At 64.6% G+C, this 21,618-nt stretch carries 17 protein-coding genes; 2 read left to right on the top strand and 15 right to left on the bottom strand.

All coding sequences use genetic code 11. The features are described 5' to 3' along the window. Positions 1 to 4: 4 nt before the first annotated feature. The 8 genes from CHB88_RS25020 to CHB88_RS03220 all read right to left on the bottom strand — a co-directional run bounded on the left by CHB88_RS25020 (position 5) and on the right by CHB88_RS03220 (position 8,614). Complete coding sequence (locus CHB88_RS25020; RefSeq protein WP_176442295.1) at positions 5 to 1,234, bottom strand: ABC transporter ATP-binding protein; 1,230 nt, start codon at positions 1,232 to 1,234, stop codon at positions 5 to 7. Next, positions 1,224 to 2,054 carry an ABC transporter permease gene (locus CHB88_RS03250; protein WP_089397897.1) on the bottom strand — a complete coding sequence of 277 codons (831 nt, stop codon included), beginning with the start codon at positions 2,052 to 2,054 and terminating at the stop codon, positions 1,224 to 1,226. The genes CHB88_RS25020 and CHB88_RS03250 overlap by 11 nt, the downstream gene beginning before the upstream one ends. Before the next feature lie 104 nt (positions 2,055 to 2,158). Then, complete coding sequence (gene rfbC / locus CHB88_RS03245) at positions 2,159 to 2,710, bottom strand: dTDP-4-dehydrorhamnose 3,5-epimerase (protein WP_217900122.1); 552 nt, start codon at positions 2,708 to 2,710, stop codon at positions 2,159 to 2,161. Then, positions 2,707 to 3,591, bottom strand: a complete 885-nt coding sequence (rfbA, locus tag CHB88_RS03240) for a glucose-1-phosphate thymidylyltransferase RfbA (RefSeq protein ID WP_089397817.1) — start codon at positions 3,589 to 3,591, stop codon at positions 2,707 to 2,709. Before rfbA ends, rfbC begins: the two co-directional genes overlap by 4 nt. A 2-nt stretch (positions 3,592 to 3,593) precedes the next feature. Beyond that, complete coding sequence (rfbD, locus tag CHB88_RS03235) at positions 3,594 to 4,490, bottom strand: dTDP-4-dehydrorhamnose reductase (protein WP_089397896.1); 897 nt, start codon at positions 4,488 to 4,490, stop codon at positions 3,594 to 3,596. Positions 4,491 to 4,498: 8 nt separating this feature from the next. Continuing rightward, positions 4,499 to 5,554 (bottom strand): dTDP-glucose 4,6-dehydratase, encoded by a 1,056-nt coding sequence (gene rfbB / locus CHB88_RS03230; protein WP_089397816.1) that lies wholly within the window; start codon positions 5,552 to 5,554, stop codon positions 4,499 to 4,501. 473 nt (positions 5,555 to 6,027) lie between these two features. Further along, the gene (gmd, locus tag CHB88_RS03225; protein WP_176442294.1) at positions 6,028 to 7,131 is read right to left on the bottom strand and encodes a GDP-mannose 4,6-dehydratase; all 1,104 of its coding nucleotides are present in this window, start codon (positions 7,129 to 7,131) and stop codon (positions 6,028 to 6,030) included. A gap of 70 nt (positions 7,132 to 7,201) precedes the next feature. Then, positions 7,202 to 8,614 (bottom strand): mannose-1-phosphate guanylyltransferase/mannose-6-phosphate isomerase, encoded by a 1,413-nt coding sequence (locus tag CHB88_RS03220; protein ID WP_089397815.1) that lies wholly within the window; start codon positions 8,612 to 8,614, stop codon positions 7,202 to 7,204. Between the two features lie 120 nt (positions 8,615 to 8,734). On the opposite strand from CHB88_RS03220, the gene CHB88_RS03215 reads away from it, so the two are divergent. Further along, complete coding sequence (locus CHB88_RS03215; protein ID WP_089397814.1) at positions 8,735 to 9,553, top strand: symmetrical bis(5'-nucleosyl)-tetraphosphatase; 819 nt, start codon at positions 8,735 to 8,737, stop codon at positions 9,551 to 9,553. On the opposite strand, the gene CHB88_RS03210 is transcribed toward CHB88_RS03215, so the two are convergent. The 6 genes from CHB88_RS03210 to CHB88_RS03185 are packed head-to-tail and all read right to left on the bottom strand — an operon-like array spanning position 9,550 to position 14,044. Beyond that, positions 9,550 to 10,314: a lysophospholipid acyltransferase family protein gene (locus CHB88_RS03210; protein WP_089397813.1), complete on the bottom strand. Its 765-nt coding sequence runs from the start codon at positions 10,312 to 10,314 to the stop codon at positions 9,550 to 9,552. The genes CHB88_RS03215 and CHB88_RS03210 overlap by 4 nt on opposite strands. Continuing rightward, positions 10,311 to 11,612, bottom strand: a complete 1,302-nt coding sequence (locus CHB88_RS03205) for a dihydroorotase (RefSeq protein WP_089397812.1) — start codon at positions 11,610 to 11,612, stop codon at positions 10,311 to 10,313. The genes CHB88_RS03210 and CHB88_RS03205 overlap by 4 nt, the downstream gene beginning before the upstream one ends. A 3-nt stretch (positions 11,613 to 11,615) precedes the next feature. Beyond that, a complete protein-coding gene (locus CHB88_RS03200) occupies positions 11,616 to 12,575 on the bottom strand; it encodes an aspartate carbamoyltransferase catalytic subunit (RefSeq protein WP_089397811.1) in 960 nt (319 codons plus the stop codon). After that, on the bottom strand, positions 12,568 to 13,074 hold the full coding sequence (gene pyrR / locus CHB88_RS03195; RefSeq protein WP_089397810.1) for a bifunctional pyr operon transcriptional regulator/uracil phosphoribosyltransferase PyrR: 507 nt from the start codon (positions 13,072 to 13,074) through the stop codon (positions 12,568 to 12,570). Before pyrR ends, CHB88_RS03200 begins: the two co-directional genes overlap by 8 nt. Continuing rightward, positions 13,055 to 13,450 (bottom strand): Holliday junction resolvase RuvX, encoded by a 396-nt coding sequence (ruvX, locus tag CHB88_RS03190; RefSeq protein ID WP_089397809.1) that lies wholly within the window; start codon positions 13,448 to 13,450, stop codon positions 13,055 to 13,057. The genes pyrR and ruvX overlap by 20 nt, the downstream gene beginning before the upstream one ends. Before the next feature lie 18 nt (positions 13,451 to 13,468). Continuing rightward, positions 13,469 to 14,044 carry a YqgE/AlgH family protein gene (locus CHB88_RS03185; RefSeq protein WP_281254975.1) on the bottom strand — a complete coding sequence of 192 codons (576 nt, stop codon included), beginning with the start codon at positions 14,042 to 14,044 and terminating at the stop codon, positions 13,469 to 13,471. Positions 14,045 to 14,214: 170 nt separating this feature from the next. On the opposite strand from CHB88_RS03185, the gene CHB88_RS03180 reads away from it, so the two are divergent. Beyond that, positions 14,215 to 15,693: a cryptochrome/photolyase family protein gene (locus tag CHB88_RS03180; protein WP_089397807.1), complete on the top strand. Its 1,479-nt coding sequence runs from the start codon at positions 14,215 to 14,217 to the stop codon at positions 15,691 to 15,693. A 42-nt stretch (positions 15,694 to 15,735) separates the two neighbouring features. On the opposite strand, the gene CHB88_RS03175 is transcribed toward CHB88_RS03180, so the two are convergent. Beyond that, entirely contained in the window at positions 15,736 to 21,597 is a 5,862-nt protein-coding gene (locus CHB88_RS03175; RefSeq protein WP_089397894.1) for a FimL-related protein, read from the bottom strand. Between the last annotated feature and the right edge of the window lie 21 nt (positions 21,598 to 21,618).

Below are 21,618 nucleotides of genomic sequence, written 5' to 3'. Positions count from 1 at the left end.
CGCTTCAGGCGTATTGTCCGACCTTGAAATTCACGTCGACACCGATCAAGGTATAGACCTTGACTCTTTCGTCGATGTGAAAAGAGAAGAAGTCCACCAGCATGACTTCCGCTTCATAGTTGCCTTCCGAGTTCAGCGCGTCGACATTTAAGCTCATTGTGTAGACGCCGGCAGCTAGAAGCGGAAGCCTGAAATCGGCCTTTAGAGTCATGCTGGCTCCCGGTTCCGGCGTTTCGAGCACCACTTGGCTATCGAATGTATTGGAGCCGAATATTTCGACTCCTCGGTTATTTCTTGCCGAAAAGCCTAGCCTTATGGGAATTCCAACCGGAAGCCCTCGGTTCTGTATATCGATGCTCAGCGTAACCGACTCGCCATGAATGAAGGTGCTACTCTCCCGCCCTTCGGACGTCAGTAGGGATACTTTGTTCACCGCCAAGTCCGCCTGCTTATCGATTGGCAAACTGGTTCCCGCCGGTGCCGCAATAGATTCGCTGATGCCGTCCGCCCAGTTGCGGTACGCATCCACGACCGTTGAGGCGTCGCCAATTTTTCGCAGCTTACCGTCATGAATCCAGACCGCGCGGTCTGAAAGCATCTTGATTGCAGTCGTGTCATGAGAAACAAATAACAGGCTGGTTCCCCGGCTTTTGAGTTCTTCAAGCTTGCGATAGCATTTCTGGACGAAGCGCTGATCGCCAACCGCCAGCGCCTCGTCGATCACGAAAACGTCAGGGTCCAGATGCACCTGCACTGCGAAAGCGAGTCGAACGAACATGCCAGTCGAGTAAGTTTTGACCGCTTGATCGATAAAGCCGCCAATGTCTGCGAAAGCAGCGATGTCGTCGAACCGCTCCTGGATCTGTGCATTGCTTAGCCCATGCAGCGCGCCGCTGAGGAAGACGTTCTCGCGGCCGGTAAATTCCGGATTGAAGCCAGCGCCGAGTTCAAGCAGCGCGGCCAAGCGCCCATTAACCTGCACGGTGCCCGCTGTCGGATGCAATGTGCCGCACAACATCTGTAGCAAAGTCGATTTACCCGCACCATTGCGGCCGATGATGCCGATGGTTTCACCCTTCCGAACATCGAAGGAGACATCAGACAATGCCCAGTATTCGCGAAAAAACTGCCGCTTCTTGCCAAACAAGATTTGCAGCAAACGATGTCTGGGCGCGTCATACAAGTGATAACACTTGCCAAGTCCAGATACCTTGATTGCAATATCAGACGACATCTGCGAACCCCTCGCGACACTTCTGGAACACCCAAAATCCGAGCCAAGCAATCAAACCGGCCGCTACAACCATGAGACCAAGGTTGGTCCAATCCGGCGCGTGGTTCCAGATGAGGACATTCCGACTCTCCTCGATGATGAAAGTCAGCGGATTGAGCTTGAACCAGAAGTGATACCGTTCTGGCAATGCTGAAATGGGGTAAAACACGGGCGACAGGAAAGTGAGTACCGTCGTGAATATGCCCACGGTCTGGACAACATCACGCAGATAAACGCCGACGGCAGCAAAAAACCAGGAAAACCCGATCGTCACAAGCACCAGTGGAAGGAGGACCAAGGGGAAGAAAAAAATTGTCCAGGAGAGCGTGCCTCCCAAGAGAATGCGGGCAAGGACCAGCACCGCCAAGCTGATTGCCATATGAAACATGGCTGAACCCAGACTAATCCAGGGCAGGATTTCGAGCGGAAAAACCACTTTCTTCACATAGCTGACGTTATTTACGATGAGTGTGGGCGCCTTGTTGACGCACTCAGCGAAAAGTCCATGGACAATCATCCCGACGAATACCAGGGTGGCGAAGCTGCCCTTGTCGGCACCGTCCAGTCCGCTCCATCTCGCCTTAAAAATCACCGAGAAGAAGAAGGTATAGACGGCGAGCATCAGGACAGGGTTGAAGAAGGACCATGCAAGGCCAAGTATCGATCCGCGATAGCGTCCAACGACCTCACGCTTGCTCATTCTTGCAATGAGTTGACGGTTGCGCCATAGGCTGGCAACCAAAGTGTTTACTGACGTTCCGGCTGTGTTTTGTAAATTCATTAATCTGTAGCGTGATAACGGCTCGCTAGTTGCGTTAAATTTTGCCCATCGGATATCGCTGGCGAACACATGGCCGGAAAACGACAGGAGGTCCGGGACAAGGTTCAACCAAAGTATTCAGCGTCACAAAACGACTTGCCGTTTCTATCCTTTGCCGAAAGAAGCGGTACATCTTCTATCGGCCATTGAACGCCGATCTCCGGATCGCTCCACAAAATGGAACGCTCATGCTCCGGCGCCCAGTAGTCGGTCGTCTTGTAAAGAAATTCGGCCGAGTCGCTCAACACGACAAAGCCGTGGGCAAAGCCCTCCGGAATCCACAGCTGGCGCTTGTTCTCTGCAGACAACGTCGCACCCACCCACTTGCCGAACGTCGGCGAGCTTTTTCGGATGTCGACGGCGACATCGAACACTTCGCCCGACACCACGCGCACCAGCTTGCCTTGAGGCTGCTGAATTTGGTAATGCAAGCCGCGCAGCACGTTCTTGGCAGACTTCGAGTGATTGTCCTGAACGAACTCGGCCGCCACGCCCGTGAGTTCCTGGAAGCGGCGGGCATTGAAGCTTTCGAAGAAGAACCCACGATCGTCGCCGAACACGGTCGGCTCGAGAATCAGCACGTCGGGAATGGAGGTGGATACGGCTTTCATTGTCAGAACACCTTATCGGTCAGGATGCGCATCAGGTAACGTCCATACGCATTTTTCTTCAGCGGGGCCGCCAGCTTTTCCAGCTGTTCGCTATCGATGTACCCCTTGCGGAAGGCGATCTCCTCCGGGCAAGCCACCTTCAGCCCCTGCCGGTTCTCGATGGTGGCGATGAACTGCGAGGCTTCGAGCAGCGATTCATGGGTACCGGTATCTAGCCAGGCCATGCCTCGACCCATGACTTCGACGTTCAGCCTGTTCCTTTCGAGATAGGCGCGGTTGACGTCGGTGATTTCCAGCTCCCCGCGTGCCGACGGCTTGATGCCGGCCGCGATGTCGCATACCTGGTTATCGTAGAAATAGAGGCCGGTCACGGCATAGCTGGATTTCGGCTTGAGCGGCTTTTCTTCGATGCTGACCGCGCGCTGATCGCCATCGAACTCGACCACGCCGTAGCGCTCGGGGTCGTGAACGTGGTAAGCGAATACTGTGGCGCCCTCCGGCTTTGCCGTGGCGGCCCGCAGCTGCGCTTCGAAGTCATGTCCGTAGAAGATGTTGTCGCCGAGGATCAGCGCCGAAGGCGCGTCGCCGACGAATTCCTTGCCTATGATGAAAGCCTGGGCCAAGCCGTCTGGCGACGGCTGGACGGCATATTGCAGGCTCAGGCCCCATTGCGCGCCATCACCAAGCAGTTCCTGGAAGCGAGGCGTGTCCTGCGGCGTGGAGATGATCAGCACCTCGCGGATGCCGGACAGCATCAGCACGCTGAGCGGATAGTAGATCATCGGCTTGTCGTACACCGGCAGCAATTGCTTCGACACCGCCATTGTCACGGGATACAGCCGGGTGCCGGAGCCGCCCGCCAGAATGATGCCTTTTCGCTGATGCATGGTTATTTTTCCAGTATTTCGGCGAGCATGCGCTCGACACCCGCCTGCCACGCCGGCAGTGTGAGGCCGAACGCCGTGCGCAGCTTGTCGGTCGCCAAGCGAGAATTGTTCGGGCGCCTGGCCGGCGTGGGGAAAGCGGAGGTGGGCACCGGCTCGATCGCGCTCGGCGCCACCTTGATCTCGACGCCGGCATTTCGCGCGTATTCGATCACCAGCCGCGCATAGTCATGCCAGGTGGTATGGCCGGACGCGACGAGGTGATACAGGCCGCACAGCTTTTCATCCTGGTTCGCCGCCCGGATCGCATGCGCGGTGACATCGGCCAGCAGGTCGGCGCCGGTAGGCGCGCCGGTCTGGTCATTGATGACGGTGAGCCGGTCGCGTTCGCGTGCCAGGCGCAGCATGGTCTTGGCGAAGTTGCCGCCGCGCGCTGCGTAGACCCAGCTGGTCCGGAAGATCAGATGGCGGCAGCCGGATTGCCTGATCGCTTCTTCGCCTGCCAGCTTGGTGGCGCCGTACACGCTTAGCGGGCCGGTTGCATCATCTTCTCGCCAGGGACGCTCGCCGCTGCCATCGAAGACATAGTCCGTCGAGTAGTGGACCAGCATGGCGCCGACGGCCTTCGCCTCGCGCGCCAGCGCGCCGGGCGCCTCGGCATTGATGCGATGCGCCAGCGCCGGCTCGCTCTCCGCCTTGTCGACTGCCGTATGGGCGGCGGCATTGACGATCACGCCGGGTCTGACCTGGCGGACGGTGGCGGCGATGCCATCGATATTGGTGAAGTCGCCGCACAGATCTTTGCTGTCGAAGTCGAGCGCGACTATCTGGCCCAGCGGCGCCAGGCTGCGCTGCAGTTCCCAACCGACTTGGCCACCCTTGCCGAACAATAGGATTTTCATGGTCATCTCTAGCCGTAGTTCCGGCTGATCCATTCGCGATAGGCGCCGGATTGAACATTGCGCACCCAGTCGCCGTTCGCCAGGTACCACTTCACCGTCTTGCGGATGCCGGTTTCGAAGGTCTCGGCCGGTTTCCAGCCGAGTTCGCGCTCCAGCTTGCGGGCATCGATGGCGTAGCGGCGATCATGCCCAGGCCTGTCCTTGACGAAGGTGATCTGCTCGGCGTACCGCTTGCCGTCGGCGCGAGGCTGCAGTTCATCGAGGATGCCGCACACGATCTTGACCACATCCAGGTTCGCCTGCTCGTTCCAGCCGCCGACATTGTAGGTTTCCCCCAGTCGGCCGGCTTCGAGCACGCGGCGGATGGCGCTGCAATGGTCGCCGACGTAGAGCCAGTCGCGGATCTGCTGTCCGTCGCCGTAGACCGGCAGAGGCTTGCCGGCGAGGGCATTGACGATGATCAGCGGGATCAGCTTCTCGGGAAAATGGTAAGGACCGTAGTTGTTCGAGCAGTTGGTCGTCAGCACCGGCAGGCCGTAGGTATGGTGGTAGGCGCGTACCAGGTGGTCACTGGCTGCCTTGCTGGCGGAATACGGGCTGTTCGGTTCGTAGCGATTGGTCTCGGCGAAAGGCGGATCTTCCTTGCCCAGCGAACCATAGACCTCGTCGGTGGAGACGTGCAGGAAGCGGAAGGCCGATTTTTCCGGCTCTTCCAGCGACGCCCAGTAGGCGCGGACCGCCTCCAGCAACTGAAAGGTGCCGACCACATTAGTCTGGATGAAGGCATCGGGACCGTGGATGGAGCGGTCCACATGCGATTCGGCGGCGAAGTGCAGGACAGCGCGCGGCTTGTGCTTTTCCAGCAGACCGGCCACCAGGGTTTGGTCGCCTATGTCGCCCTGAACGAAAACATGTCTGGCATCGCCCTTCAGGCTGGCGAGATTCTCCAGATTGCCGGCATAGGTCAGCTTGTCCAGGTTGACGACCGGCTCCCCGCTTTGGGTCAGCCAATCCAGGACAAAGTTCGACCCGATGAATCCTGCACCGCCTGTTACGAGAATCATTTGCTTTTCCGAGAAGGTTGATGGCTTCAGCCTGCGGCCATTGAAGCGCCAATGGCTTTTCAATAGGGATCCGAACCGGTGTCGAGCCGTTTCGGCTGGCATGCCGTTCGACCCGGACGCTCATGGTATTTCTTTTATCGCGCCCGGTTTGCCGGCTTGTGAAGACATGCTTCGTGAAGTCCACGCATGCAAAGGCATGCTTTTTGCCGGCGCGACATTTTACCCTTACACGGCGCTGTCACCAAGACAGTGCGCGCCAGAGATTTACATACAGTTACTACTTTTGAGGGAAATACTTACCGGGGAAGAGTGCTGATTGCACAAGCACAGATGGGAAAGCGATGAAGCGCAAGCCTTGCTGGGAGGGTGAGGAAGAAATACTGCGATTGTTTGATATAAATCAAATAACAATTCAGGACCGGGAGCGAATGGTCTCGCTCCCGGCGGCGGGACTGCAACCGTCTAGACTTCAGTTACTCATGATGCGCAAACACGCTATACCCATGCTGCTTCACCAGCTCGTCGCGCTGCGCCGACTTCAGGTCTTCCCGCACCATCTCGGCCACCAGCTCCTCGAATGAGGTGCGCGGCGTCCAGCCGAGCTTGTTCTTGGCCTTGCTGGCGTCGCCGAGCAGGGTCTCGACTTCGGCCGGGCGGAAGTAGCGCGGGTCGACGGCGACGATGCACTTGCCTTCGTCGTTGTAGCCTTTCTCGTCCACGCCCTCGCCTTCCCAGCGGATATTCATCTGCAGTTCCTTGGCGGCGGCGTTGATGAATTCGCGCACGCTGTACTGCACGCCGGTGGCGATGACGAAATCTTCCGGCTTGTCCTGCTGCAGCATCAGCCACTGCATCTCGACGTAGTCGCGCGCATGGCCCCAGTCGCGCTTGGCGGAGAGATTGCCGAGGTAGAGGCAGTCCTGCAGGTTCAGCTTGATGCGCGCCAGCGCCCGGGTGATCTTGCGGGTGACGAAGGTCTCGCCGCGCAGCGGCGATTCATGGTTGAACAGGATGCCGTTGCAGGCATAGATGCCGTAGGCCTCGCGATAGTTGACCGTGATCCAGTAGGCGTACAGCTTGGCCACCGCATACGGGCTGCGCGGATAGAACGGCGTGGTCTCCTTTTGCGGAATCTCCTGCACCAGGCCATACAGCTCGGAGGTCGATGCCTGGTAGAAACGGGTCTTCTTCTCCAAACCGAGGATGCGGATCGCCTCCAGGATGCGCAGCGCGCCCATGCCGTCGGCATTGGCGGTGTACTCCGGCTCTTCGAAGGACACCGCCACATGACTCTGGGCGGCGAGGTTGTAGATCTCGTCGGGCTGCACCTGCTGGATGATGCGGATCAGGCTGGTGGAATCGGTCAGATCGCCGTGGTGCAGCTTGAAGCGCACTTCCGGCTCATGCGGGTCCTGGTACAGGTGGTCGATGCGGTCGGTGTTGAACAGGGAGCTGCGGCGCTTGATGCCATGCACCTCGTAGCCCTTGTTGAGCAGCAGTTCGGCCAGGTAGGCGCCGTCCTGCCCCGTGACGCCGGTAATGAGAGCGACCTTGCTTGGTTTGGATTTCATCAGCATGTTTCGGATTTCCTTGGTTGTTTCGAAATGATCTGCGAGACCGGCTTCCCTGCCCTTTTCCCTTTGCCGGTCAGGCCCTCCCATACACGTCGGAGAAGCGGACGATGTCATCCTCCCCGAGATAGCTTCCGCACTGGACTTCGATCAGCACCAGGTCGGTGATGCCCGGATTGGCCAGCCGGTGCCTTTCGCCGATGGCGATGTAGGTTGACTGGTTCTGGGTCATCAGGCGCGTGGTCTCGCCGACGGTGATGCTGGCGGTGCCGAACACCACCACCCAGTGCTCGCTGCGGTGGTGATGCATCTGCAGCGACAGCGAATGGCCGGGCTTGACCACCACGCGCTTGATCTTGAAGCCCTGCCCTTCCCCCAGCACGGTGTAGGTGCCCCAGGGACGCACGGCAGTGCGGTGGATTTTGTGCGCTTCATGATTGCGCGCCTTGAGTTGGCTCACCACCTGCTTCACTTCCTGGCTCTTGGCACGATCTGCGACAAGCAGCGCGTCCGGCGTGTCGACGATGAGGATGTTGTCGAGGCCGATCGCCGCCACCAGCCGGTCCTTGGAATCGATGTAGGTGTGGCGGGTGTCGATCAGGATGGCGTCCGGGCGGTTGGTGTTGTTGCCGTCGGCATCCGCCGGCACGGTGTCGGCGACGGCGCTCCAGGCGCCCATGTCGCTCCAGCCGAAGTCGCCCGGCACCACCGCGATGTTCTGCGCCTTCTCCATCACGGCGTAGTCGATGGAGATGTTGTCGAGCTGCTCGAAGGCTTCCGGCAGCTCTGTCTTGTCGCCGCTGGTGCCGGCGGCTTCCCATACGCTGCGCGCCGCCTGCATCAGCGGCGGCTGCCAGGTCTCCAGCGCCTGCAGGATGACGTCGGCGCGGAAGCAGAAGATGCCGCTGTTCCAGACGAAATTGCCCTGCGCCAGGTAGCCGGCGGCGGTGGCGGCGTCCGGCTTCTCGTGGAAAGCCTTCACCGCATGCGCCTGCGCCTGCTGCCGGACCGGATCGCCCATCTCGACATAGCCATAGCCGGTCTCCGGCGCCGTGGGACGGATGCCGAACAGCACCAGGAAGCCGTCGCGCGCCAGCGCCTCGGCCTGCACGGCGGCGTCGCGGAAGGCGGCGACGTTCGTGATCAGGTGATCGGCCGGCATCACCAGCAGGCAGGCGTCAGGATCCTCCTGCTGCGCCCACAGCGCGGCCAGGGCGATTGCCGGGGCGGTATTGCGGCCGGCCGGCTCCAGCAGGTAGTGCGGCAGCGTGCCCTTGGCCGGCAGCTCGTCGCGCGAGCGCAGGTGGTATTCGCGGTTGGTGACGATCAGCGGCGAGCGCTGCGGCGCCACCGCCTGCGCCCGCTCGAAGGTCTGCAGCAGCAGGCATTTGCCGCCGCCGATGCGCATGAAGGGCTTCGGATGCGCTTCGCGCGACACCGGCCACAGCCGCGTACCGGCGCCGCCGGAAAGGATAATCGGGGTTAACATGATGGATGCGTTTGGTTTGGAATGCCAATCGTTGCCACAACTTCTTTATAGAGCACGTTGCCTCACGGCTCCTTGTGGTCTGACAAGGAAACGTGCCGCCCATCAACTCACCCAGCTTTCATGACCACTTACGTAATCGGCGATGTACAGGGCTGCCTAGGCAAGCTCGATGAATTGATCACCCAGTTGTACGCCGCGGCCGTAAAGCCGCATTTGATCTTTGTCGGCGACCTGGTGAATCGGGGGCCGGATTCGCTGCAAACGCTACGCCGCATCCGCGCCCTCGGGCCGGACGCCCGGGTGGTGCTCGGCAACCACGATCTGCACCTGCTGGCCGTCACCCAGGGCATCCGGCTCCAGCACCGGGGCGATACCCTGCACGAGGTGCTGGACGCGCCGGACCGGGACGAGCTGATGGACTGGCTGCGGCACCAGTCGCTGGCGATCCACGAGCAGGGGCACCTGATCGTGCATGCCGGCGTGGCGCCGCAATGGACCCTGCCGCAGACATTGCATCTGGCGGCGGAAGTGGAAGCGATGCTGCGCGGGCCGGACTGGGTGGATTTCCTGCGCCACATGTATGGCAATGCGCCGGCGCGCTGGGATGACGGCCTGCAGGGCCATGATCGGCTGCGCTGCATCGTCAATGCGCTCACCCGCATCCGCTATTGCCATGCCGACGGCAGCATGGACATGGTGCACAAGGATGGTCAGCCGCTGGAGGGATTGATGCCGTGGTTCGACATGCCGGGCCGCCGCACGCGGGAGGTGCCGGTGGTGATCGGACACTGGTCGACGCTGGGGCTGGTGCTGCGCCCCGATCTCATTGCGCTGGACACCGGTTGCCTGTGGGGCGGGAAGCTGACGGCGGTATGCCTGGAAGACCGGTCGGTGGTGCAGGTGGATTGCCCGCAGTATCAGGTGCCGGGATCGATCTAGCCGGCCCTGGCCTGCCGGGGCTGGAGGCCGAGTGCCGAGGCGACTTCACGGTGCGCCGCCTCCGCCAGCTCGCGGCGATGCGCGCCGCGGGTGTCGAGCGGCGGCAGATCCACCAGCTCGACCCGGATGCCGGGCGCTTCCAGCACCCGCATCAGGCTTTCCATGAAGCCGGTGTCGCCGCTGAAGTCGACCGCCGGATGGTAATTCCCCTCTCCATCGAGATAGCGCAGCGCGTACGGATGCACCGGCACGCCGGCATCGATCGCCGCTTCGAACAGGTTGGCGTGGAAGGGCAGCAGCCCGCCCGGCGGCGACGTGGTTCCCTCGGGAAAGAAGGCCACATGGTCTCCGGCATGCAGGCTGTGCACGAGATCCTGGAAGATGCGGCGCACGTCGCGCACCCTGCCGCGGGCAATGAAGATGGTGCCGGCGCGGGCGCAGAGCCAGCCGAGCACCGGCCAGCCGCGGATGTCCGACTTGGCGACGAAGCGGCACGGCACCCGGGCGTTGATGACGAAGATGTCCAGCCAGGACACATGGTTGGAAACGATCAGCGCCTTCTCGCCGGCATGGGCGGTCGCCGGCAGCGACACCGCCAGCCCGCAGATCGCCACCAGCCGGGCCGACCAGCGCTGGATCAGGCGCCGCCGCTGCGCCTGCCCGGCAAGCGGAAACACCAGCGCGCAGGTCAGCAATCCTTGCAGGAGGTGCAGCGCCAGCCGCGCCAGGCGCAGCCGCCGCCGCAATCCGCCGGCGTTCATGCCGGCTGCGCTGCCGTCCTCAGCGCGACATGGCCGCCGACCACGGTGTAGCGCACCTTGCCGGGGAGTTCGTAGCCGAGCAGCGGCGTGTGCTTGCCCTGGCTGGCCAGGTTGGCCGCTTCCACCTTCCAGCGCGCCGCCGGATCGAAGATGCAAATGTCGGCGGCGGCGCCGGCGGACAGCGTGCCGGCCGGCTTGCCGATGATGCGCGCGGCATCATGGGTGATGCGGCCGATGGCCTTGGCCAGCATAGCGTCGGAACGGTCGCTGCCTTCCTGCGCCCACTTCAGCGTGAGCGAGAGCAGCAGCTCCAGGCCGGTGGCGCCCGGCGAGGCTTCGCCGAAGGGCAGCAGCTTCTCGTCGTCGTCCACCGGGGTGTGGTCGGAGCAGATGGCGTCGATGGCGCCGTCGGCCAGGCCCTGGCGGATGGCGTCGCGGTCGCGCTGCGAGCGGAACGGCGGCACCACGCGGGCATTGGAGTCGAAGAAGCCGATGTCGGCGTCGGTCAGGTGCACATGGTGCACGCCGACATCGCAGCTGACCGGCAGGCCTTCCTTCTTGGCCGCCCGCACCAGCTCGATGCCGGCGGCGGACGAGATGCGGCACAGGTGCACCCGGGCGCCGGTGGTGCGCACCAGTTCGAAGATGGTATGCAGGGCGATGGTCTCGGCCATCACCGGCACGCCGGACAGGCCAAGGCGGGAGGCGATCGGGCCGCTGTGGGCGATGCCGCCCCTGCCGAGGTGCGGGTCCTGGGGCCGCAGCCAGACGGTGTAGCCGAAGGTCTTGGCATACTGCATCGCGCGCAGCAGCACGGTGGTGTCGACGATCGGGCACTCGGCCTGGGAAAAGCCGATGCAGCCGGCTTCGGTCAGCTCGGCCATTTCGGTCAGCGCCTGGCCCTTCAGGCCGACGGTGAGCGCGCCGAGCGGATAGACGTTGGCCTGATTCAGGCCGCGCGCCCGGTGCTTCAGCATTTCCACCAGGCCGGGTTCGTCCAGCACCGGGTCGGTGTCCGGCGGGCACACCAGGCTGGTCACGCCGCCCTGGATCGCCGCCTGCATCTCCGACTCCAGCGTCGCCTTGTATTCGTAGCCCGGTTCGCGCAGGCGGGCGCTCAGGTCCACCAGGCCGGGAATCACCACCAGGCCGGCGGCGTCGATCGTCTCGTCGGCGACGAAGCCGGCCGGGGCCGCGCCGACGGCAACGATCTTGCCGTTCTCGATGGCGAGGTCGCGCCGGGCGTCGATTCCGTTGGCCGGATCGATCACGCGGCCATTCTTGATATGCAGTTTCATTGCTCAGTTTCCCGCCAAAATGCTCATCACCGCCATCCGCACCGCGATGCCGAAGGTCACCTGGGGCAGGATCACCGCCTGCGCGCCGTCGGCCACCGCCGAATCGATCTCCACGCCGCGGTTCATCGGCCCCGGGTGCATCACGATCGCATCCGGCCTGGCCAGGGCGAGGCGCTCCGGCGTCAGGCCGTAGCTCTTGAAGAATTCCTGCGCCGAGGGCAGCAGCGCGCCGGACATGCGCTCGTTCTGCAGGCGCAGCATGATGATCACGTCCACGCCCTTCAGGCCTTCGTTCATGTCGGTGAAGACGCGCACGCCGAGCTGCTCCAGGCCGCCCGGCAGCAGCGTCTGCGGGCCGATGGCGCGCACTTCCGGCACGCCCAGGGTGGTGAGCGCATGGATGTCGGAGCGCGCCACCCGGCTGTGCAGGATGTCGCCGACGATGGCCACCGTCAGGTTGCTGAAATCCTTCTTGTAGTGGCGGATGGTGTACATGTCGAGCAGGCCCTGGGTCGGGTGCGCATGGCGGCCGTCGCCGGCATTGACGACGTGCACATGGTTTTGCCCGGTCTGGGTCAGGTGCTTGGCGATCAGGTACGGCGCGCCGGACTGGGCATGGCGCACCACGAACATGTCGGCATGCATCGCCGCCAGGTTGTCGATGGTGTCGAGCAGCGACTCGCCCTTAGAGGTGCTGGAGGCGGCGATGTTGAGATTGATCACGTCCGCCGACAGCCGCTTGGCGGCGATCTCGAAGGTGGTGCGGGTGCGCGTCGAATTCTCGAAGAAGAGGTTGAACACGCTCTTGCCGCGCATCAGCGGCACCTTCTTCACTTCGCGGTCGCTGATGCCGACGAAGGAAGAGGCGGTATCGAGGATATGGTTGACGACGGCCTTGGGCAGGCCTTCGATGGTGAGCAGGTGCTGCAGCTCGCCGTTCTTGTTCAATTGCGGGTTATGCATGATCTACCGTGAGGGAAAGGCGGCCGTCGTCGGCCTGCTGCAGGACGAGTTGCTGGCCGTCGGCCAGGCTGACGGTTTCGGCGACGTAGTCGGCGGCGATCGGCAGCTCGCGGCCGCCGCGGTCCACCAGGGCCGCCAGCTGCACCCTGGCCGGGCGGCCATAGTCGAACAGCTCGTTGATGGCGGCGCGGGTGGTGCGGCCGGTGTACAGCACGTCGTCCACCAGCAGGATGGTGGCGCCGTCCACCTCGAACGGGATATGGGTCGGACGCACTTCCGGATGCAGGCCGCGCTCGGCGTAGTCGTCGCGATAGAAGGAAACGTCGATGAAGCCGAGGCGGGATTCGAGGCCGAGGTCGGTCGCCAGCCGCTGCGCCAGCCAGGCGCCGCCGGAGTGGATGCCGACGATGGCGGGATCGGAGGCGGACGCCAGTCCGGTCTTCACGCGTTGCGCCAGGGCCTGGTATAGGGCCTCGGCATCAAGTTGGGGATGGGTCATGCTCGTCGAAGTATTGTTGCAAAATGATTGCGGCCGCCTCGGCATCGATCACGTCGCCGCGCCGCTGCGACAGGACCGCCGAGGAATAGCGTTCGTCGACCAGCGCGGTGGCGACGCCGAAGCGGCCGTTGAGCTGATTGGCGAAACGCCGGCATCGTACCGTCATCTCGTGTTCCGCGCCATCCGGATGCATCGGCAGGCCTACCACGCACAGCGCCGGCTGCCATTCCTCGATGAGGGCGGCGATGGCGGCGAACTTGGCGTCGTTGCCGGCGGCATGGATCACCTGCAGCGGACTGGCCTGCTTCATCAGGGTATTGCCGACCGCCACGCCGACGCGCTTCAGGCCGAAATCGAAGCCGAGTACGGTTGACACCCGCCGTCCGCCGTCGAGTCAGGCGTGGCCGGCGTCGCCGGTCAGCATCAGGGGATCGATGCCGAGCAGATGCATGGCGGCGGAAAACCGCTCCTCCACCGGCAGGTCGAAGATGATGGCCGGATCGGCGCGCACCGTCAGCCAGCCGTTGCGCTTGATCTCTTCCTCCAGCTGCCCGCCGCTCCAGCCGGCGCAGCCGAGCGTCACCAGGATGCGCTCCGGGCCGCGGCCGGACGCCACCGCCTCCAGCACATCCTTGGACGTGGTCAGGGCCACGTCCTCGCTCACCTTCATGGTGGAAGAGTAGGTGCCGTGCGGGACGTGCAGCACGAAGCCGCGCTCCACCTGCACCGGCCCGCCGAACATCACCGGCTTGGCATCGCCGATCTGGCTGGGGCTGATTTCCAGCTTCAGGTCGATACGCTCGAGCAAGACTTCCATCGTCATGTCGGTCGGCTTGTTGATGATCACGCCCAGGGCGCCGCTTTCGCTGTGCTCGCAGATATAGATCACCGTCCCGCCGAAGACCGGGTCCAGCATGGACGGCATGGCGATCAGGAAGTGATCCGACAGGTTGAGCTCGGCGTTGGCCACGATAAGAGGAATTCGAAAACAGTGGATGGCGGCAAGCGGTGCGGTCCTGGCGGCTCGCCGGTATGCGGCGTGCGGACATCATGCTTTACCATAATGCCCATTCTAACATTGCAGCATGCGTCCTTGCCCGCTTCGGCCGGGAACGCCATGCTTTCCAGGGAGGAAAGCCCGTGCCATCGTTCGACAAATCGCTCGTCTGGTTCCGCCGCGACCTGCGCGCATTCGACCATGCTGCGCTCTACCATGCCCTGAAGCAGAGCCGGTCGGTGTACTGCGCTTTCATCTTCGATACCGAGATACTGGATGCGCTGCCGCGCCGCGACCGCCGGGTGGAGTTCATCCTGGCCGCGCTGGCGGAACTGGGCCGCGATCTGGAACGGCTCGGCGGCAGCCTGATCGTGCGCCATGCGGCGGCGGCGCAGGAAATTCCCAAGCTGGCGAGCGAACTCGGCGTGGACGCCGTCTTCGTCAACCATGACTACGAGCCGCAAGCCATCGCCCGTGACACTGCGGTGGCCAGCGCGCTGAAGGAAGCCGGACGGCGCCTGCTAGCCTTCAAGGACCAGGCCATCTTCGAGAAGGACGAGGTGCTGTCGCAGTCGGCCCGGCCGTTCTCGGTGTTCACTCCCTACAAGAATGCCTGGCTGCGCAAGCTGCATGAAGGCGGCGATTTCTTCGTCAAGCCCTATCCGGTCGATGCTTACGCCGACCGCCTGGCGTCGCCGGGAAGGCGGGCGACCGGTTTGCCCTCGCTGGCGGCGCTCGGCTTCGAGCCGACCAACCTGAATGCGCTCGGCATGCCCACCGGCGCGTCCGGCGGCGCCAAGTTACTGGAAGACTTCCTGCCTCGCATCGGCCGCTACCACGAGACGCGCGATTTTCCGGCAGTGAAGGGGCCGTCCTATCTCTCCACGCATCTGCGCTTCGGCACGGTATCGATCCGCACCCTGGCGCGGCGGGCGCTGGAAGCCATGCACCTGCCCGGCAGCAGCGGCGCCGCCACCTGGCTGTCGGAGCTGATCTGGCGCGACTTCTATTTCATGATCCTGCACCATCATCCTCGTGTGGCCACCCAGGCCTTCAAGCCGGAGTACGACCGCATCCGCTGGGAAGACGGCGAAGCGGCGCGGGAGCTGTTCGCCGCCTGGTGCGAAGCCCGCACCGGCTACCCTTTGGTGGACGCGGCCATGGCCCAGCTGAACCAGACCGGCTACATGCACAACCGCCTGCGCATGGTGACGGCCTCCTTCCTCACCAAGGACCTGGGACTGGACTGGCGCTGGGGCGAAGCGTATTTCGCCCTCCACCTGAACGACTTCGAGCTGTCGTCCAACAACGGCGGCTGGCAATGGGCCGCCTCCAGCGGCTGCGACGCCCAGCCCTACTTCCGCATCTTCAATCCCGTCACCCAATCGGAAAAATTCGACCCGGAGGGCAAGTTCATCCGCCGCTACCTGCCGCAACTGGCGCGGCTGCCGAACAAGGCGATCCATGCGCCCTGGCTGGCCAAGCCGGCGCAACTCGAGGCGGCCGGCATCGCGCTCGGGCGGGATTATGCGCTGCCGGTGATGCAGCATGACGAGGCGCGCCAGCGGACGCTGGCGCGCTATGCGGTGGTGAAGAAGGTGCAGCCGGAAACCGCGGATTGACCGCGCATGGAATCGCCGGGGCGGGCGCCCCGGCGGGACGAATCAATTCATCTTTGCGTCGGCGACGTAGCCGGCGATGAGCTGCAGCAGCTGCGCTTCCTGGTAGGGCTTGCCGAGATAGGCGTTCACGCCCAGTTCCATCGCATAGTTGCGATGCTTGGCGGCGGTGCGGGACGTGATCATCACGATCGGGATGTGCCGGGTGCGCTCGTCGTCGCGCACGTTGCGGGTCAGGTCGAAGCCATCCATGCGCGGCATTTCGATATCCACCAGCATCACGCTCGGCGTGATCGACTGCAGCTTCTCCAGCGCATCCACCCCATCCTTGGCCAGCACCACCTGATAGCCCTCGCGCAGCAGCAGGCGCTGGGTCACCCGGCGCACCGTCACCGAATCATCCACCACCATCACGATGTGCTGGGTGCGCAAACCCTGCACCGGTTCCTGGGCGGTCTCGGGCGACACGCTGAGCTCGGCGATGGCGCCGATGGCGCCCGCCTCCGACTGGGCCGGCCGCAGCGCCTGCTTGTGCGCGCGCTGCGCCAGCTGGACCGGATCGAGGATGAGCACGATCTCGCCGGAGCCGAGCACCGTGGCGCCGGCGATGCCGGGCAGACGCGCCAGCTGCGGGCCGACGTTCTTGATCACCGCTTCCCGGTTGCCCAATACCTTGTCCACATGGATGGCGATCTGCTCGCCGCCGCTGCTGAGGATCAGGCAGGGCGAATACTGCTGCGCCAGGGGCGCCGACTCGGCGTCGCCGAGCAGGGCCGGCAGGTAATGCAGCGGCACCTGGCGCTCCTGCCAGGGCAGCGCGCCGTCGTTGTAGGCCGAAGCCAGCGCCTGCCCCCGGAGCTGCTGCACCTGCTGCACCAGTACTGACGGCACCGCATAGGTCTTGCCGGCGGACGAGAGCAGCACCACCTGGGTCACCGCCAGGGTCAGCGGCAGATGGATTTCGAAGGTCACGCCCTGGCCCGGCCGGGAAGTGGTGGCGATGCGGCCGCCGAGGGCCACCGCTTCCGAACGCACCACGTCCATGCCGACGCCGCGGCCGGCCAGTTCGGTGACCTGCTCGGCGGTGGAGAAGCCGGGGTGGAAGATCATGTCCGCCACCTCGGCATCGCCCGCCGGCGCATCCAGGGCCAGCAGCCCGAGCTCGCCGGCCTTGCTGCGGATGCGCGCCAGGTCCAGGCCGCGGCCGTCGTCGGAGAAGCGGATCACGACCTCGTTGCCTTCCTGCCGCACCTCGATCAGCAACTCCCCGGTCTCGGCCTTGCCCCGCGCCTGGCGCTGCGCGCGCGACTCGATGCCATGCACGATGGCATTGCGCAGCAGGTGCTCGAACGGTCCGGTCATGTGCTCGAGAACGCCGCGGTCCATTTCCACCGTGCCGCCTCGGATGTCGAGGTTGACGCGCTTGTCGACCTCCTTCGCCGTCTGGCGCGCCACCCGGTAGAGGCGGTCGGAGATGCTGGCAAACTGCACCATGCGCACCCGCATCAGGTCCTGCTGCAGGTCGCGCGTGAGGCGCGCCTGCTGCAGCAGGTCGCCGGTTGCCAGGTCGACGGTACGGTTGATGCTCTGCTGCACCGAGCCGACGTCGTTCACCGTCTCGGCCATCATGCGGGTCAGTTCCTGCAGGCGGGTGAAGCGGTCGAATTCCAGCGGATCAAATTCGCGGTCGGCCGCATTCGCCTTGCTGGAGGCGATCTGGCTTTCGGCCTGGATTTCGATTTCCCGCAATTGCTGGCGCAGCCGGCCGACGTTCTCGGTCAGCTCCGACAGCGACTGCTGCAGGTTGCCGATCTGGTTTTCCAGGCGGGCGCGGGAAATGGAAACCTCGCCGGCCTGGTTCAGCAGCCGGTCCAGCGCCTCCGCCTGCACCCGCATCACGGCGCCGCCGGCTGCTCTGGCGACGGCGGCTTCCTGCTGCTGGACCGCCGGAATCGCTGGCGGCGCGGTGGGGACGGCGGGCAGGGTTTGCGCAGGCATGGCCGGCACCTGTGGCGCTTGTGCTTGTGGCGCCTGCGGCATCACGGCGGGCGCCGGATGGCGCAGCGCCTCGAACATCTGCATTGCCAAGTCGTGCGCCTGCTGCAGGTCCTCGATGGCCTGCGGCGACGGCGCACCCTTGCGCATCAGGGCTTCGATGCGGGTTTCGAGCTGGTGAAAATGGTGGCCGAGCGCCATGGCGCCGGCCATGCGGGCGCTGCCCTTCAGGGTATGGAACAGTCGCAGCAAGCCTTGCGGCACCGCCGCGCCATCGGACTGGGCCGGCCAGGAAGCCAGCAGCTGTCCGACCTGACGCAGCATGTCCTCGCCTTCTTCCAGGAAGACCGGCAGCAGGTCGGCATCCAGCTCATCCTGCGGCACCGGCTCCGCCGCATCGCTTCCTGGCGATTCGGCCCCCGGCTCCTCGACCGCCACGTGCGCCAGCACCGGCGCATGCATGCCCTGGCGCAGCACCGGATCGGCGTCATCGCCATCGCCGGCATCGGGTGCGATCCCCGCCGCCTCCAGGTCGGCTTCGCGTGCAGGTTCGGACGGCTCCATGGCGGCCCGCTGCTCCAGATCCGCCTTCAGCCTTTGCAGCAGGAGAATCTGGCCCGGTTCTCGCTCCGGCATGATGCCGGTATTGAACTTCTGCAGCATGGCGCGGAACACCTCGACGTTCGCATCCAGCAGGTCGAAGTCGGCATCGTGCAGCGCCACCGGCTTGCGCAGCAGCTGCTGCATCACCATCTCGAAGGCAAAGGCCACTTCATGCAAGGCGCTGAAGCCGACGGTGGAAGAACTGCCGGCGAGCGAATGCGCCGCGTGCACCGACTGCACCAGCACCGCCCGCTCCGGCTCATGCCGCCACTCGGCAATGTCCTGCGACAGGCGCCGCACCAGTTCGTCGGTCTCGGCCAGATAAATGTTATGCAGCGGCAGGCTGATTTCCAGCGTGCCGATGCGCCGGATGTTTTCATCCTGGCTGGCGGTGGAAGCGCCTGGCAGCGGGAAGTCGATCACCGTGCCAGGGGCGGCCTCGGCCGGCTCTTCAATGGGCGCTGCAACGGGGGCCTGGATGGCCTCCTCTGCAGAAATCTGTGCAGAAATCTCGGCAGCAACCCCGGCAGGAACGTCAGCAGGGGCATCCTCGAAGGCGTCGGCGTCAAGCGCATCCGACAGGTCGACCGGCTCGGCGGTCGTCTCGACCGCTTGCGGCGGTAGCGGCACGTCATCCGCATCCGCCGAGAAGCCGAACTCGACCGGCAGTTCGTCCAGCGTGGCTTCAGTCGGCGCATCCGGCAGCGGCGGCAAGGCGCCGTCTTCTTCGGCTGCGGCGAAGTCCGGTTCCGGCTCGGCGGCATTTCCCAGCTCGAGCGCCGGCAGTTCCTGCGCCACCGGCGCCGCAGCCTGCGATGCGGGCGGCAAGCCTTCGCGCAGGCGGCGCGCGTCTTCGATCAGCGCAGCACCGTCACGGGATGAGGCGCCGGTCTCGCGCAGGTCGGCGACCCAGGCCTGCATCAGCTGCTCCGCCTGCTCCAGCAGATGGAACAGCGCCTCGTCGCCGCCGGCGGCGTCAGCCAGCCGGAGGTTGAGGACTTGTTCTATGCTCCAGGCCGCCTCGCCAAAGGCCGTCAGGCCGACCATGCGGCCGCTGCCCTTCAGGGTATGGAAGCCGCGCCGCAGCGTGGTCAGATGTTCCTCGCTGCGCGGCGCATGGCGCGATTGCGGCAGCACGGCGCGCACCGTCTGCAATACCTCGTCGGCCTCGCCGATGAAGATTTCCAGCAGCTCGGCATCGATCGCATCCTCGCTCTCGGGCAGACTGGGCGCAGGCAGCGGCGCGCGCGCTTCCGGCGCGCCGGCCTCTTCAGCCGAGACGATGGCGGTCAGCATGTCCGGCGCCGCATTGGGCTCATCCAGCAGGCGGATGCCGGCCTTGGCGCGTTCTGCCGCCCCGGTGTCGGCCACCAGCGTCGCGTTCACCCGCATCTGCTCCAGCGATTCGCGCAACTGCTGCTGCAGATCGGCGTCGTCGGGCTGTTCGCCCAGCGCCCGCGCCAGGGTGGCGGACTGCTGCTGGAAGCGCGTCAGGTCTTCCTCGGCACTGGCCGGTTCGGCCGGTGCTGCATCGTGCGGCGCCGCCGGCATGGCGGATTCGAAAGCGGCAACGGGTTGCACCGGCGCCCGCCGGTCGAGCAGGCGCGACTGGAAGCTGCCGCTTTCCGGATCGAACACGAAGCGCGATCTTGCCTCGTCCGCATCCTGCTGCATCGCATCGATGAAGAATCCGAGGGCGCCGACATTGCGCGCCACCTGCTGGCAGGCATGCAGCGGCGGCTCGGTCGAGGCCGGCGCATCGATGAAGGCGCGCAGGTGGCTGCGCGCATGGGCGATCGCGTCGACGGCATCGGGCTGGTCGAGCACGGCCAGCACGCCTTGCAGCTGCCCCAGCATGCGGTCGATGTCGGGCAGCGTACCGTGCTGGGCGGCCGGCTCGCGGAAATATTCATCGAGCTGCTTTTCCACCTGGCGCAGATTGGACTGCATTTCATTGCCGAGCACCGCCATGGTTTGCCGGTGCTGCGCCTGCTGCGACATGTCGTTGAGCCAGGGCGCCGCCTGTTCCGCCGGCTGGCCTTCCACCAGCGACAGCAGCCGCAGGGTGAGGGTTTGCGCCTGCTCGGCAAAGTCGGCCGGCAGCCGGTTCAGGCTGTTCAGCGCGTTTTCCAGAAACAGCAGGCCGGTCGCCATTTCCAGGCCGATGCTGTCGGCGATGATCCCATGGGCGGCATGCCGGGCGATGCCGGACATCTCGCGCAGCAGCTTGGCCAGCGGTTCGGAACCCAGGCCGGCGCCGGCTTCGGCCAGTGCCTGCATGTCCGCCTCGAAGGCGGGCGCGAGCGCCGCTTCGCCGCCGGCAATGCGCGTCCAGGTGCTCTTCGCATGCGCCAGCCTTTCCTTGGCCTTGAGCTGCGCCTCGAGATCGATGCGCCCATAGCGCCGCTCGGCGTAGTCGCGCGGCACCATGCCGTCCAGCCGGTAAGCCTGCTGCAACTCGCGGATGGCGGGCGGTGCATCGTCGATCTGCGCGATGAAGAACAGCGCGTCGCGCTGCAGGCGCTCGGCCAGGCTGGCCGATCCTTCGCTCAGCCGGCGCAGCTGCAGGTTGATGCGGCCGAACAGGCGCTTGATCTCGATGTCGACGCCGACATGCCCGCCGCCGACCGCTTCGGCCATGCCCTGCATGACGCGCCAGAAGGCGCGCGCCCTAGCGCCGGACTGGCCGTGCACGACGTCGGCGATGACGTCGCGCATGGCGGCGCCATGCGTGCGCGCCGCTGCGGCGTCTGCCTTCATCAACCCCAGCAGCGCAAGCTCGAAGCGGCCGCGCAGGCTGGACAGATCGGCGGGCGGCGTGCCGCCTCGGGCCGGCTCAGGGGCAAACGCGGTGGAAAGGTCGGGGAAGAACAGGTCGCCCGGATGGGGGGATTCGGCGCCGCGGCCATTCATCAGCGCCTGGTAATAAGGGAACAGGCGAACCGGCTGGTGCGGCATGCCGGAGCGCAGCTCTTCGAGATACTCGGTCAGCGCCTGGAAGGCGGTGGCGATGTCGTTGACCAGCGCCTCGTCCAGCCCGAGCTGGCCGCCCTCCACTTTCTGCAGCAGGCTCTCGACCGCTTCGGAGATGACCGCGATGCCGTCGATGTCGACGATCTGCAGCGCGCCATGCGCCTGGTGCAGGAAGTTCTTGGCATGACGCATCAGGGTGGCGCGGGCATCCGCATCCTGCGGCAAGGCCTCGCGCAGCGCCGCGGCGGAGCGCGACAGCGATTCGCGGATCTCGCCCAGCACCCAGGACAGCGGCCCGGTATCGATGGGCGATGCAGTGGAATTAGGGGGCGTCATCACTACCTCTTCGAAGATTCG

The sequence above is a fragment of the Noviherbaspirillum humi genome (genome assembly GCF_900188095.1).
Classification (GTDB): domain Bacteria; phylum Pseudomonadota; class Gammaproteobacteria; order Burkholderiales; family Burkholderiaceae_D; genus Noviherbaspirillum; species Noviherbaspirillum humi.
This window is presented reverse-complemented; position numbering and strand designations above follow the sequence as displayed.